Here is a 14,735-nt window from a genome sequence, read left to right on the forward strand (position 1 = left end):
GGCGAGCCTGGTTCCGACCCAGTCAGTGTCCAAAGGGAGGCGTCGATGCGCATCGCGATTGTGGGTGGCGGGCCGGCCGGGCTCTATTTCGCCGTGCTGATGAAGCGGGACTGGCCTGAGATCGCGATCGACGTCTTCGAACGCAACCAGCCCGACGACACCTTCGGCTTCGGCGTGGTCTTCTCCGACCAGACGCTCGACATCTTCAAGGCCGCCGACGAGCCCAGCTACCGGGCGATCCGCGACAATTTCGCTTATTGGGACGACATCGCGATCCGCTTCAAGGGCGAGACCTTCAGCGTGCCGGGCAATGGCTTCTGCGGCTGCTCGCGCCGCTCGCTGCTGATGCTGGTGCAGGAGAGGGCGCGCGAACTCGGTGTCAATCTGCAGTTCGGAACCGACATCGCCGATATCGAGGCGCTGAAGCGCGACTATGATCTCGTCATCGCCGCCGACGGCGTCAACAGCCGCATCCGCGAGACGTTCAAGGACCGTTTCCAGCCGCAGATCGACATGCGGCCGAACAAATTCGCCTGGATGGGGTCGACCCGGCCCTTCGACGCCTTCACCTTCTTCTTCAAGGAAACGGAGCATGGGCTGTTCATCGCCCATTGCTACCAGTACGAGGCCGGGCGCTCGACCTGGGTGCTGGAAACCGATCCGGGGACCTTTGCGAAGGCGGGCTTGGGCGCCATGGACGAGGCGCAGTCCGCGGCCTTCCTGGAAGGTGTCTTCGCCGAGGAGCTGGAAGGCCACCGGCTGATCACCAATCGCTCGATGTGGCGCAACTTCCCGGCGATCAAATGCGCGCGCTGGGTCGCCGACAATGTCGTCCTGCTGGGCGATGCCAAGGCCACCGCTCATTTCTCGATCGGCTCGGGCACCAAGCTCGCGATGGAGGACTCGATCGCGCTTCACAAGGCGATGGGTGAGGCGGGGCTGGACGTCACCAAGGGCCTGACCCTGTTCGAGACCCGGCGCCGCGAGGAGGTCGAGAAGACCCAGCACGCGGCCGATGTCTCCCTGGTCTGGTTCGAGGAACTGCGACGCTTCTGGGATTTCGACCCGCTGCGCTTCGCCTTCGGCCTGATGACCCGCTCCAAGGCGATCACCTACGACAATCTGGCGCTGCGCGCGCCTGAGATGGTCGCCGCCGTGGACGAGATGGTCGCGAAGGAACTCGGCCCGCTGGCGAGACGCCGCAAGGACGGCTCGCCCGTCCCCCCCGCCTTCCAGCCCTTCGCGATGCGCGGACTCACGGTCGAGAACCGCATGGTGCTCTCGCCGATGTGTCAGTATTCGGCTCAGGATGGCCTGCCCAATGACTGGCACCTGATGCATTACGGCTCGCGCGCCATCGGCGGTCCGGGGCTGGTCTATACGGAGATGACCTGCATCGCCCCCGACGCCCGCATCACCCCCGGCTGCGCCGGCCTCTGGAACGATGCGCAGGAAGCGGCCTGGAAACGCATCACCGATTTCGTCCACGCCAACTCTGCGGCGAAGATCTGCCTCCAGCTCGGCCATGCCGGCCGCAAGGGCGCGTCCAAGCTGATGTGGGAGGGCATGGACCGGCCGCTGGAGCAGGGCGCTTGGCCGATCATCTCGGCCTCACCGCTGCCCTATTACCCCGAGAGCCAGGTGCCGCGCGAGATGGATCGCGCCGATATGGACCGGTTGAAGGCCGAATTCGTTGCCGCCGCCGAGCGGGCCGAGCGCGCCGGCTTCGACATGATCGAGCTGCACTGCGCCCATGGCTATCTGCTCGCCAGCTTCCTTTCGCCGCTGACCAACCAGCGCAATGACGAGTTTGGCGGCTCGGTCGAGAACCGCCTGCGCTATCCGCTGGAGGTGTTCCGGGCGCTGCGCGAAGCCTGGCCGAAGGACAAGCCGATGTCGGTGCGCATCTCGGCGACCGACTGGGCGCAGGGTGGCCTGTCGCCGGACGATTCGGTCGCCATCGCCGAGGCCTTCGCGGCCGAGGGCTGCGACCTCGTCGACGTCTCCACCGGCCAGACGGCACGGGAATCGCGCCCCGTCTATGGCCGCATGTTCCAGACGCCGTTTTCGGACCGCATTCGCAACGAGGCCCGAGTGGCCACGATGTGCGTCGGGAACATCACCACGGCGGACCAGGTCAACACCATCGTCGCCGCCGGGCGGGCCGACCTCGTCGCGCTCGGGCGCCCGCATCTGGCGGACCCCTCCTTCGTGCTGCGCGCGGCGGCCTGGTACGGCGTCGACATCCCCCAGCCGGTGCAATACGCCCCCGGCAAGGACCAGCTGATGCGCAACGCCCCGCGCGAGCGCAAGGATCTGGAGGCTCTCAAGCTGAAGGCCAAGCCCAGCCGGCATGCCGTGGCGGCGGAGTAGTCAAGCTCAGCCCTCATCCTGAGGAGCCGCGTCAGCGGCGTCTCGAACGATGATCCAGCACGTGCTTGAGCCTACTGAAGCATCCCTCGAGACGCCCATCCTGCCGGAATGGCTCCTCAGGATGAGGCCTGAGGCTGGTTCACCGGGAAGGGTGCAAAAAGCCTATTTTCCGCCCGCCCCCTGCCGCCCGGCGGGCGACACCTCCGGAATCGTCGTCGGCGTCGCCGGCCGGTCGCCGAACGGCGCGGCGGCGGGCGGTTTCAGGCGGATGCGGAAGCCCAGATAGATCGCGGCGCCGCCCGAAAGCAGGCCGAGATAGACCAGCAGCCCGTTCGGGCCCAGCCCTTGCATGAAGGCGCTGGAAACCAGCGGGCCGATGGCCGAGCCGGTTCCCCACAGGAAGAGCAATTGCGCGGACAGCCCGAGCGCCCGCTCGCGGCCGAGGCGGAAATAGGCATGCGCCACCGCCACCGTATAGATCGGCATGCTGCCGGCACCGATCAGCGCGAACAGGCCGAACAGCCAGAACCGCCCATGCGCGAGCTCGAGCCAGAGCACGGCGCCCAGAGCCAGGTTGCACAGCACCACGGAAGTGGTGGCGGCGAGCATGATGATGCGGCTCTCGATCCGGTCGGCCAGGAGGCCGAGTGGCCATTGCAACATCAGCGCGCCGATCTGGATGCCGGCGGTGAGCAGGATCGCCCAGCGCTGGTCGAGCCCGATCAGGATGCCATAGGCCGGCGCGACATTGGTCAGCGCGCCGCCCATCAGCCCGACATAGAGGCAGCCGATGACGGCGGCCGGCGCATATTGCCAGATCGTATTCAGCCGGACGGAGACGACCTCGCCCGATTCAGGACCCTTCGCCCGCGTCATCGCGACCGGGATCAGGGCCAGCGAGAACGCGGCGCTGGCGACGAGGAAGACCGTGTCCGATCCCATCGAGACATAGCCGATGGCGATCTGCGAGCCGATCAGGGCCAGCCGGTTGAGGATCTGGTAGAAGCCGAAGAGCCGCCCGCGCTGGCCGGCCTTGGCCTGCCCGCTGATCCAGCTTTCGATGCAGATCGCATGGCCCGCCCCGGCGAACCCCATGCCCAGCCGCGCGAAACCCCACAGATCCGAATTCATCAGCGGCAGGCCGAGGGTCAGCGCCGCCTGCATGCCGGCGAAGACCGCGAAGGCGCGGATATGCCCGACGCGGCGCACGAAGGAGGGCACCAGAAAGCAGGCGATCAGGAAGCCGACCGAATAGGATGAGCCGACGAGGCCGATCAGCAGGGGCGGCTTCTGCGCCAGCGCCATCTTCAGCGGCACGGTGGTGTTCACGATCGTCGCCGCGATCTGCAGGACCAGCGCGCCCGAGACGATGGCGCCCAGCGCACCGACCGATCCGCCGCGCGGGGGTGGCGGCGTGACGATCACGGGGGCCGTGACGGGCCCGGCCGTGTCGGCGGGCTGCGGTCCTTGAGACATGAGGCGATTCGGCGGGCTCGAGAAGGCGGGTACTTTCCTTGCCTCGCAATGATGAACGAAACGGGGCGGAGGGCCAACGGAAACCCGGTGGATCGCTCCCCGGGACGAGGGCTCGCATGGCCATGGGACCCCTCAGCGCCATCGTGTGAGAACCTCACGCCATCATGCCGCCGCCTTTGCATGGCCTTGAGGCAACGCGGCGCGATGCCCCGCTTCGCCGTGCGCCCGCAGAAATTCTCGGCCCCGGTTCACCGTCGATTAACCAAGACAGCGCTCTATCGAGAGAGAACGAATTGGGGTTCTCCCAGCATGGCCGGACGCGATTCCAGCGCCCCGCCGGCTCTCGCGGTGCGGGCGCCGGCGGACAGCGGGCGCGCGTCCGCGGCAGCGGGCGTAGCGTAAGCGTGTCGAGAGTGCGGCCATGAGGTCATCGAGCTATCCGCGGCGGGGTGGGGCGCATCATCTGCGCCTGCGGCGCCGCAAGCGCCCCGTTCTGCGCGGCCTCTTCTGGATCGCCGCGCTCAGCCTCGGCGTGATGAGCGGCGCGCGGCTGATGGACCATGTCTCGCCGCGCGATCCCAATGTCGACGTCGCCGTCCGCGAGCATCGCGTTTCGCCCTTCGCGATCGCGCTCGACGAGCCGGTTCGCGGGCAGGGCGGTGCGACGCCGCAGCGTTACAGCGGCCTCCTCGATCCGGGCTTTGCCGGCACGACGCCCTCCGCCCTCGGCCATTCCGGGCCTGTCGCCTCGGCGATGAAACTCGCCGCCGTGCCGCAGGCGCTGGACCTGCCCGATTCCAACCCTGTGCTGCCGCTGCCCGAGCAGGCTCCGGTCAGCCTCGCCGAGCGCCTCGCGCCGCTCCCCGTCGCGCGCCCGGGGGACATGATCGCGGCCCTGCCGCCGGCCGCTCTGCCGCCAAGCGGCTCGCCATCGGAAGTGGCTGCCGGCCTCGCCGCGCCGCTGCCCGTGCCGCGCCCGTCCGATCTCGTCGCCCCGCCCGACGCGCCCGCTCGCATCGCCCAGCAGGCCACTCCCTCACGCCGCCGCCGCGTCGCCGCCGCGCCCGCTCCGACGCCGGAGGACAACCGCAACTTCTTCCAGAAGCTCTTCGGCGTGCAGCAGCAGGCACCCGGCACCGCGCTCGCCTATGCCGCGCCGCAGGACGACGCGATCGACCGCGGCCGCATCACCCGCATGAGCCCGTCGGTCGGCACCCCGCCGCGCACGGCCGAGGCCGGCACCGCGATCTACGATATCAGCGCCAGAATGGTCTACATGCCCAATGGCGAGCGGCTGGAGGCCCATTCCGGCCTCGGCGAGATGATGGACGATCCGCGCTACGCCCATGTCCGCATGAAGGGCGTCACGCCCCCGCACACCTATACGCTGACCGAGCGCGAGGCGCTGTTCCACGGCGTCAGGGCCATCCGCCTCAACCCGGTCGGCGGCTCCGGTGCGATCCATGGCCGCGCCGGCCTGCTGGCTCACACCTATCTGCTCGGGCCCCGCGGCGATTCGAACGGCTGCATCTCGTTCAAGGATTACGAACGCTTCCTGCAGGCCTTCCTGCGCGGCGAGGTGCGGCGGATCACGGTGGTGGCGAGCCTTTAGTGGCGCGTGGCGTCGGTTGCCGTGGCCGCGGCGCAAACTGAACTCACAATCTCAGAATAAAGGCTTTGTCACCGCGGGGAACCCTCTCCTGTAAGGAGAGGGCAGGGTGAGGTGTAGGCCGTTGGACGGCCTAGCCGTTAACTCGCCGCAGCGGCCGTCGGGTTTTCTCTTCGCTGGTCTAGGGGCCTACACCTCACCCCTACCCCTCTCCTTACAGGAGAGGGAATCCCGCGCTTCCTTCCCTCAGCCGCCCGCCGCTTTGGCCTTGCTCTTCGCCGGCGCCTTCGCTGGCTTCTCGCCGGCATCCTTTTTCGCAGCTGCTTTCTTGGCCGGCGCTTTCGCAGCAGCCGGTTTGGCCGCTTCCTTCTTCGCCGGAGCCTTGGCCTTCGCCGCCGCCTTGGGCTTGCCCTTGCCGCCCTTGGCTTCCGCCTTGGCGTTGACCAACACGATCGCCTGTTCCAGCGTCAGCTCGTCCGGCGACTGAGATTTCGGCAGAGTCGCGAAGATCTTGCCCCAGGCAACATAGGGCCCGTATTTGCCGGCCTTCACTTCGAGCGCACCGCCCTCGGGATGCTCACCCAGCGCACGGCCCGGCGCCGCCGAGCCGCCGCCGCGCCGCCCCCCGCCGCTTTCCTTGGCGACGATCAGGTCGATGTCGCGGTTGGCGCCGAGCTCCAGCACGTCGTCGTCCTTGTCGATATTGGCGTAGACCTTGCCGTGCTGGACATAAGGCCCGAAGCGCCCGATGCCGACGAGGATCGGCTCGCCGGATTCGGGATGGCGCGCCACTTCGCGCGGCAGCGAGAGCAGCGCCAGCGCCTTTTCCAGCGTGACGGAGCCCGGGCTCATGCCCTTTGGCAGGCTGGAGCGCTTGGGCTTTTCCCCCTCGCCGAGCTGGATATAGGGACCGAAGCGGCCGTCGCGCATCGTCACCTCCGAGCCCGTCGCCGGGTCGGTGCCGAGGATGCGCACGCCCGGTGTGCCCTGGCCGCCCTCTGCGGAGGCTTCGCCATCGGCCGCCGGAACCGAAAGCGGGCGGGTGAAGCGGCATTCGGGATAATTCGAGCAGCCGACAAAGGCGCCGAACTTGCCGAGCTTCAGCGAGAGCTGCCCATTGCCGCAATTCGGGCAGACGCGCGGATCGGTGCCGTCCGCCTTGGGCGGGAAGATATAGGCGCCGAGAATGCCGTTCAGCGCTTCCAGCACGTCGCCGACGCGCAGATCCTTGGTCTCGCCGATCGAGGCGGTGAACTCCTCCCAGAATTCGCGCAGCAGCGCCTTCCAGTCGATCTCGGCATTGGAGACCCGGTCGAGCTTCTCCTCCAGATTGGCGGTGAAGTCGTATTCGACATAGCGGCCGAAGAAGCTCTCCAGGAACGCCGTCACCAGCATGCCCTTGTCCTCGGGCACGAGGCGCTTCTTGTCGATGCGGACATATTCGCGGTCACGCAGCGTCGTCAGCGTCGCCGAATAGGTCGAGGGCCGGCCGATGCCGAGCTCTTCCATTCGCTTGATGAGGCTGGCTTCCGAATAACGCGGCGGCGGCTCGGTGAAGTGCTGGTCGGCGGCGATGGCGCGCTTTTCCAGCCTGTCCGCCGCCTTCATCGCCGGCAGCTTCTTGCTGTCCTCGTCCTCCTCGTCGTCGCGGCTCTCCTGATAGAGCGTCAGGAACCCGTCGAAGAGGATGACCTGGCCCGAGGCGCGCAGCTCGAGGTTCCGGCCAGCGACCTTCGCCGCGATATCGACCGTGGTGCGCTCGATCTCGGCCGATTCCATCTGGCTCGCGATAGTGCGCTTCCAGATCAGCTCATAGAGCCGAGCCTGATCGGATTCGAGATGGCGCACGACATGCGCCGGCAAACGGCCGAGATCGGTCGGGCGGATCGCCTCATGGGCCTCCTGCGCGTTCTTGGCCTTCACCGTGTATTTGCGCGGCACGCCGGGGACGTAGCGGTCGCCGAATTCCTTGCCGATGACGCGGCGGGCCGCGGCGATGGCCGAGCCGTCCATGTCGACGCCGTCGGTTCGCATATAGGTGATGAGGCCGACGGTTTCGCCGCCGATATCGACGCCCTCATAGAGCCGCTGGGCGAGCTGCATGGTGCGCGCCGGGGCGAAGCCGAGCTTGCGCGAGGCTTCCTGCTGCAGCGTCGAGGTCTGGAAGGGCGGGTAGGGGTGGCGCTTGACCGGCTTGGCTTCGACATTCGCCACCGTGAAGAGCGCGGTCTCCAGCGCCTCCTTGAAGGCCTTGGCCTCGGCCTCGTTGCCGATGTCGAGCCTTGCGATCTTCTTGCCGTCGGCGCCGACGAGCCGCGCCTCGAAGGTCTGGCCGGATTCCGTCGCCAGCGTCGCCACGAGGGACCAGTATTCGCGGGCCCGGAACGCCTCGATCTCGCGCTCGCGGTCGCAGACCAGCTTCAGAGCCACCGACTGGACGCGGCCGGCCGAGCGGGCGCCCGGCAGCTTGCGCCACAGCACCGGCGACAGCGTGAAGCCGACGAGGTAATCGAGCGCACGGCGCGCCAGATAGGCATCGACCAGCGCCTGATCGACCTGGCGCGGATTGGCGAGCGCCTTCTGCACCGCGTCCTTGGTGACGGCGTTGAAGGTCACGCGCTCGACCGGAATGCCCTTCAGCACCCTCTTCTGGTTCAGCGCTTCCAGCACATGCCAGGAGATGGCTTCTCCCTCGCGATCCGGGTCGGTGGCGAGGATCAGCTTCTCGGCGCCCTTCACGGCGCGCGCGATCTCGGCCACCTGCTTGGCGCCGCGGCCCTCGATCTCCCATTTCATCGAGAAGTCATTGTCGGGCTCCACCGAGCCGTCCTTGGCCGGCAGGTCGCGGATGTGCCCGAACGAAGCGATGACCTCGTAGTCGGAGCCCAGATATTTATTGATCGTCTTGGCCTTGGCCGGCGACTCGACGACGAGGAGCTTCATGATGTCGGTTCTCGGTCACAGCCCTGATCAGAGCGCGCAGCCGGCCTAACGGACGGCTCCGCGACCCGCAAGACCGCTGCGGTTCGGAATGCGCGCGAAGGTGGGTCAGCGCGCCAGCCGTGTCAAACGCCGATTGGCGGCCGGGCATGATCGGCAGGCGGCTGATGCAGCGGTGAGACATGGGGGCGGGGGCAGGCTTTGCAAGCGTGGGCCGTGATGGCTCCGTCTCAGAAGGGGGGCTTTTCCGTCATTGCGAGGAGCGCCGCGACGAAGCAATCCAGGGGGACCGGGTGAGAGGTCGGGGCCTTTCCCCCGAATTGCTTCGCTGCGCTCGCAATGACGGGTAAGGCCCTCAAACCCGCGCCGCGAGCAGCCTGTCGACGAACCCGTCGCTCGAAGCTCCGTCGATCCAGCGCAACACGGCGACGATATCCTGCTCCGGGTCGGCCCAGATCACGTTGGTCCCTGCGCCCAACGCCGAAAACGAGCCGGCCGGCACGCCCGGCCGCGCCGCCAGCCACCAGAGATAGCCATAATTCGGCAGGGTCGGAGAAGGCGTCAGCGAGCGCTCGATCCACCCGCGCGAGACCAGTTGCCGGCCGTTCCACTCGCCCTTGCGCGCCACCAGCAGGCCGAAGCGGGCATGGTCTCGCGCGCCGATGAACAGTCCGCCGCCCCAATGCCCGCCGCCGGGCACCGATTGCACCCGCTGGCCGTCGATCTCGACGAAGGAGGTGCTGTAGCCCTGCCAGCGCCAGTCGCGCGAGGCGCCGATGGGGTCCATGATCCGCTCCCGCAGCACCTCCGGCAGCGGCCGGCCGAACACCTTCAGCAGCGCGTAGCCGAGCACGTTCACCCGCACATCGTTGTATTCGTAGAAGGAGCCCGGCGCCTTCAGTTCGCGGCGCTGGCCCTTGCGGCTGTTGTCGGCGCGAGGGCCGATCTGGCGGTTATGGTCGACTTGGTCGGATTTGCCGAAGATCTCACCCTGCCATTCGCTCGATTGCTGCAGCAGGTGCCGCCAGGTGACCTTGCCGTTATGCGGCCCCGAGAAATGCGGATCGTCGATCGTGGCGCCGACCGGCGCATCGACATCGCCGATCAGCCCGTCATCGAAGGCCACGCCCGCCAGCACCGACAGATAGCTCTTGGCGATGGAGAAGGTCATGTCGGTGCGGGCCGTGTCGCCCCATTCGGCGACGATGCGCCCGCCTTTGAGGATCAGCCCGGCCGGCCCGCCGCGCTCGGCCACCGGGCCGACGATCTCGGTCCAGGGCCCGCTCTCGTTCCATTCGCGATTGCCGACATAGGCGCCGTCGGGCCAGTAGAGGCTGCGCGGCCAGGGGCTCTCATGCGCTTGGGCGAAGGCGACGGCCGCCTGAAGCCGGGCGGAATCGAAGCCGGCATCGGCCGGTGACACGCGGTCCCATGCCTGCTGATGGGGAGCCGGAACGAAGGCGGCAGAGTGATCGGACAAGCGCAGGCCCTCATCGAGGAAAGCGCTATCCATAGCGCGCAGGCGCCGCCGGCTCCACGGCCTGCGCGACATGGCGCCATCGTCACCCGCGACGGGTTGCGCCCGGCCCGACTCGCGCCTAAACACCCCTCTTCAAATGACATCGCCAGCGCCGCTCTACCCGCACCGCCACCTGCTCGGCATCGAGGGGTTGTCCCATCTCGACATCGAGGGGCTGTTGGATCGGGCGGAGGACTATGTCGCGCTCTCGCGGCAGGTCGAAAAGAAGGCGGCGACCCTGCGCGGCCGCACCCAGATCAACCTGTTCTTCGAGCCCTCCACCCGCACGCAGGCCTCGTTCGAGCTCGCCGGCAAGCGGCTGGGCGCCGACGTGATGAACATGTCGGTCGCCTCCTCCTCGGTGAAGAAGGGCGAGACGCTGATCGACACCGCCGCGACGCTGAACGCGATGCGGCCGGACATCATCGTGGTCCGTCACCACGCCGCCGGCGCCGTGAACCTGCTCGCCCGCAAGGTCGGCTGCTCGGTGGTGAATGCCGGCGACGGCGCGCATGAGCATCCGACGCAGGCGCTGCTCGACGCGCTGACGATCCGCCGCAACAAGGGGCGCATCCAGGGCCTCACCGTCGCGATCTGCGGCGACATCCTGCATTCGCGCGTCGCCCGCTCGAACATCATCCTGCTGAACGCGCTCGGCGCTAAGGTTCGGCTGATCGCGCCGACCACCCTGCTGCCCGCCGGGATCGAACGGATGGGCGTCGAGACTTTCACGGACATGCACAAGGGGCTGGACGGCGCCGACATCGTGATGATGCTGCGCCTGCAGCTGGAGCGCATGCACGGCGCCTTCGTGCCCTCGCCGAAGGAGTATTTCCGCTATTACGGGCTCGACCGCGACAAGCTGGAGCGCGCCGCGCCCGATGCGCTGGTGATGCATCCCGGACCGATGAACCGCGGCGTCGAAATCTCCTCGGAAGTGGCCGACGGCGCCCAGTCGCTCATCCGCGAGCAGGTCGAGATGGGCGTCGCCGTGCGCATGGCGGTGCTGGATGCGCTCGCGCAGCATCTGCCGAACGTCTGAGCGGTGGAAACGGACATGGCTGAAATGCTCGACATCGCGATCGTCAACGCCCGGCTGGTCGATCCGGTCGCGGGCCGCGAAGCGCAGGGCTCCGTCCTGCTGCGCGACGGGCGGATCGCCTCGGTCGAATGGGGGGCGGCGCCCGCCACGTCCGAGGGCGTGCGGCGCATCGACGCGCGCGGCCTCGTCCTGGCACCGGGCCTGATCGATCTGCGCGCCTTCCTCGGCGAACCGGGGGCCGAGTTTCGCGAGACGCTGGGCTCGGGCTCGCAGGCGGCCGCGGCGGGCGGCGTCACCACCATCGTCTGCCGGCCCGATACCGATCCGCCGATCGACGACCCCGCCATCATCGACTTCCTGAAGCGCCGCGCCCGCGACAAGGCGATCGTCAACGTGCTGCCCTGCGCGGCCCTGACGAAGGGGCTGCACGGCAAGGAGATCACCGAATTCGGCCTGCTGCTGGAAGCTGGCGCCGTCGCCTTCGGCGATGGGGCCAAGGGCCTGCGCAACCCGCAGGTGATGCGGCGGGCGATGATCTACGCCCTGAATTTCGACGCGCTGATCATGAACCATGTCGAGGACCCGGATCTGCGCGGCTCCGGCGTGATGAACGAGGGCGAATTCGCCAGCCGCAAGGGCCTGCCGGGCATCCCGGCGGAGGCGGAGACGGTGATGCTGGAGCGCGATCTGCGCCTCGCCCGCGCCACCGGCGCCCGCTACCACGCCGCGATGATCTCCTGTTCGGACTCGGTCGAGCTGATCCGCCGGGCCAAGCAGGACGGGCTACGCGTCACCTGCGGCGTCTCGATCAACAGCCTCACGCTGAACGAGAACGATGTCGGCGACTACCGCACCTTCTGCAAGGTCTCGCCGCCTCTGCGCACAGAGGATGAGCGCCTCGCCATGGTCGCCGCGCTCGCCGAGGGCGTGATCGACGTGGTCGTCTCCGATCACGATCCGCAGGATGTCGAAACCAAGCGCCAGCCCTTCGCAGAGTCCGCCGACGGCGCGCTCGGCATCGAAACGATGCTGCCGGCGGCGTTGCGCATGGTGCAGTCGGGCCAGATCGAGCTTCCTCGCCTGATCGCCGCGCTCTCGGCCAGACCGGCGGAACTGCTGGGCCTGAGTGCGGGGGCGCTCTCCCCCGGTGCACCGGCCGATCTCATCCTGCTCGACCCTGACGCACCCTTCGTCGTCGACAAGACGAAGCTGAAATCCCGCGCCAAGAACTCGCCCTTCGACGAGGCGAGGCTGCAAGGCATCGTCCAGACCACCTTCGTCGGCGGGCGGGCGGTGTATGAGGGGCAGGTGGGTTGAGCGTCGGCGTTGATTTGGTGAAACGCGCCGTGGTCCCGGACAAGCCGCGAAGCGGCGCCGATCCGGGACCCATGCCTGAGCCTCGATGACAAGCGTTCCGGCATGGCCGGGATGACACGCGGATTTGGGAAAGCCTTTCCGCGATGCCGAGATCTCCTGTTTCCGCTACAGCGCCCTTCCTATTCCCCGCCGCACCTCCTATCGTGACCGCCGACCGGGCGAGGGGGCTTTATGGCTGAGACGTTGACCTGGGGCCTCTCCGGCTCGACCACGCTGATCGCGCTCGTCGTCGGTTATCTCTTCGGCTCCATTCCCTTCGGCATCATCCTCACGAAGCTCGCGGGCGGGCCGGATCTGCGCAGCATCGGCTCGGGCAACATCGGCGCCACCAACGTGCTGCGCACCGGCAACAAGAAGCTCGCCGCCGCCACGCTGGTCGGCGACATGCTGAAGGGCACGGCCGCCGTGCTCGTCGCCTGGCATTGGCTCGGCGGGCCGCAGGCCGCGCTGGCCGCCGCTGTGGGGGCCTTTCTCGGCCATCTCTTCCCGCTCTGGCTGAAATTCAGGGGCGGGAAGGGCGTCGCGACCTATCTCGGCATCCTGATCGGGCTCAATGGCTGGGTCGCGCTCGCCTTTGCGGCGATCTGGCTCGCGATGGCCAAGCTCTTCCGCTACTCCTCGCTCTCCGCCCTGACCGCGACGGTCATCTGCCCGCTGCTCCTCTGGCTGGTCTTCGGCATGCCGCAGGCGGCGCTGGTGATGGCCGGCCTCACCGTTCTGCTCTGGATCATGCACCGGGAGAACATCGCCCGCCTGCTCTCCGGCAGCGAGGGCAAGATCGGGCAGAAGGGCTGAGCTCGGAATGGCTGGGATCGTCCTGTCCGATCGCCAGCGCCTCGATTGGCTGCGCCTGATCCGCTGCGAGAACATAGGCCCTCGCAGCTTCCGCTCCCTCACCAACCGCTTCGGCGGCGCGGCGGCCGCGCTGGATGCGCTGCCGGACCTCGCCCGGCAGAGCGGCCGGGCCATTCGCCTGTGCTCCGCGGCGGAGGCGGAACAGGAGATGGAGGCGCTCGCGCGCCTCGGCGGCCGCTTCATCGCGCTGGGCGAGGCGGATTACCCCGTGCCGCTCCAGGCGATCGATTCCGCCCCGCCGCTCATCGCCATGCTCGGGGAGGCCGCGGCCTTGCAGCAGCCCGCGGTGGCGCTGGTGGGCTCGCGCAACGCCTCTGCCGCCGGGATGAAGTTCACCGCCCGGCTCGCCCGAGACATCGGCGAGGCAGGCTTCGTCACGGTCTCCGGTCTGGCGCGCGGCATCGACACCGCCGCTCACGAGGCCAGCCTGGCGACCGGCACCATCGCCGTGCTCGCCGGCGGGCTGGACCGGGTCTACCCGCCGCAGAACATCCCGCTGATGGACAAGATCCGGGCGCAGGGCGCTGTCATCTCCGAGATGCCGCTAGGCTGGACGCCGCGCGGGCGCGACTTCCCGCGCCGGAACCGCATCGTCTCGGGTCTCGCTCTGGCCACGGTCGTGGTCGAGGCGGCGCGCCGCTCCGGCTCGCTGATCACGGCCCGCTTCGCCAATGAACAGGGCCGGCTGGTCTTCGCCGTGCCCGGCTCGCCGCTGGACCCGCGCGCCGAGGGCGGCAACCATCTGATTCGCGAAGGCGCGACGCTCTGCGCAGAGGCGGCGCATGTGCTGGAAGCGGTCAGGCCGATGCTCGGCCAGAGCGAGGATCTGTTCCGCAGCGCTTCCGCCATGCGCGAAGCCGGCCCTTCGTCCCAGAGCGAGCCCCTCTGGGACGAACTCGACCTGCCGGATGTCGCCGCCGCGCCGCAACTGCCCGTCGCGGCGCAAAGCTACGAAACGCCCTCCGATGCGATCGCGGAGCACGGGCAAGCCCCTTCCGACGATCCCGCAATCATCGACCGGACTCTGCTGGCCTTGCTCAGCCTCACGCCGATCTCGATGGACGACCTCGTGCGCGGCAGCGGCTATCCGGCGCGGGAGGTCGGCCGCGCTCTGGTCGAGATGGAATTGAACGGGCGCATCCGCCGCCTGCCGGGCGGCGGGCTGACGCTCGCGACCGCCTGAGAAGCCCGGTTTGGAACCCGCGATCTGCCGAAATGCGATGCTCCGGTGCGACCCTGGAGCATCGGGCAGAGCGGGATGCTCAGAGCGACAGGTCCGTCGAGCGCCTGCGGCCGGAGGCCTTCTGCTCCAGCCGTTCGACCTGGGCCACCGCCTCCATGCGGGCCATGTCGAGGAAGTAGCACAGCGTGTCGAGCTTCGCCGCGCGCGCCATCGCCTTGAGCTCCAAGGTCATGCTCTCGACATAGCTCGCAACCTCGAGCGGCGTCAGCGGCACCGAGGCGAGGTCGATCTCGCCGGTTTCGCCCGCCTCGGGATAGAGGCCGAGTGGGTGGCGCTCCTTCCTCGTCATCTTCGGCCGACT

The 14,735-nt window shown here is 68.4% G+C and carries 10 protein-coding genes; 6 read left to right on the forward strand and 4 right to left on the reverse strand.

The window, feature by feature from the left end; genetic code table 11:
* Positions 1-45: 45 nt before the first annotated feature.
* The gene (locus ACOJTB_RS06345; protein WP_420101678.1) at positions 46-2,373 is read left to right on the forward strand and encodes a bifunctional salicylyl-CoA 5-hydroxylase/oxidoreductase; all 2,328 of its coding nucleotides are present in this window, start codon (positions 46-48) and stop codon (positions 2,371-2,373) included.
* Between the two features lie 162 nt (positions 2,374-2,535).
* Here the strand turns inward: ACOJTB_RS06345 and ACOJTB_RS06350 are convergent, their stop codons facing one another.
* Positions 2,536-3,849, reverse strand: a complete 1,314-nt coding sequence (locus ACOJTB_RS06350; RefSeq protein WP_420101679.1) for an MFS transporter — start codon at positions 3,847-3,849, stop codon at positions 2,536-2,538.
* A 421-nt stretch (positions 3,850-4,270) separates the two neighbouring features.
* Here ACOJTB_RS06350 and ACOJTB_RS06355 point away from each other — a divergent pair, with 421 nt between their 5' ends.
* Positions 4,271-5,461 carry a tlde1 domain-containing protein gene (locus ACOJTB_RS06355; RefSeq protein ID WP_420101680.1) on the forward strand — a complete coding sequence of 397 codons (1,191 nt, stop codon included), beginning with the start codon at positions 4,271-4,273 and terminating at the stop codon, positions 5,459-5,461.
* A 243-nt stretch (positions 5,462-5,704) separates the two neighbouring features.
* Here the strand turns inward: ACOJTB_RS06355 and topA are convergent, their stop codons facing one another.
* Positions 5,705-8,401 (reverse strand): type I DNA topoisomerase, encoded by a 2,697-nt coding sequence (topA, locus tag ACOJTB_RS06360; RefSeq protein ID WP_420101681.1) that lies wholly within the window; start codon positions 8,399-8,401, stop codon positions 5,705-5,707.
* A gap of 352 nt (positions 8,402-8,753) precedes the next feature.
* Positions 8,754-9,878 (reverse strand): serine hydrolase domain-containing protein, encoded by a 1,125-nt coding sequence (locus ACOJTB_RS06365; protein WP_420101682.1) that lies wholly within the window; start codon positions 9,876-9,878, stop codon positions 8,754-8,756.
* Positions 9,879-10,014: 136 nt separating this feature from the next.
* Between ACOJTB_RS06365 and ACOJTB_RS06370 the strand changes: the two genes are divergently transcribed.
* From ACOJTB_RS06370 to dprA, 4 genes are all read left to right on the forward strand, one after another.
* The gene (locus ACOJTB_RS06370) at positions 10,015-10,959 is read left to right on the forward strand and encodes an aspartate carbamoyltransferase catalytic subunit (protein ID WP_420101683.1); all 945 of its coding nucleotides are present in this window, start codon (positions 10,015-10,017) and stop codon (positions 10,957-10,959) included.
* Positions 10,960-10,983: 24 nt separating this feature from the next.
* Positions 10,984-12,276 (forward strand): dihydroorotase, encoded by a 1,293-nt coding sequence (gene pyrC, locus ACOJTB_RS06375; RefSeq protein WP_420101701.1) that lies wholly within the window; start codon positions 10,984-10,986, stop codon positions 12,274-12,276.
* Positions 12,277-12,507: 231 nt separating this feature from the next.
* Complete coding sequence (gene plsY, locus ACOJTB_RS06380; protein ID WP_420101684.1) at positions 12,508-13,131, forward strand: glycerol-3-phosphate 1-O-acyltransferase PlsY; 624 nt, start codon at positions 12,508-12,510, stop codon at positions 13,129-13,131.
* Between the two features lie 16 nt (positions 13,132-13,147).
* Positions 13,148-14,374, forward strand: a complete 1,227-nt coding sequence (gene dprA, locus ACOJTB_RS06385) for a DNA-processing protein DprA (protein WP_420101702.1) — start codon at positions 13,148-13,150, stop codon at positions 14,372-14,374.
* 79 nt (positions 14,375-14,453) lie between these two features.
* Here dprA and ACOJTB_RS06390 read toward each other — a convergent pair whose 3' ends face one another.
* Positions 14,454-14,723: a hypothetical protein gene (locus ACOJTB_RS06390; protein WP_420101685.1), complete on the reverse strand. Its 270-nt coding sequence runs from the start codon at positions 14,721-14,723 to the stop codon at positions 14,454-14,456.
* Positions 14,724-14,735 lie beyond the last annotated feature (12 nt).

Origin of the sequence: Allobosea sp. (genome assembly GCF_048595345.1) — a bacterium.
In the GTDB taxonomy this organism is placed as follows: Bacteria; Pseudomonadota; Alphaproteobacteria; order Rhizobiales; family Beijerinckiaceae; genus Allobosea.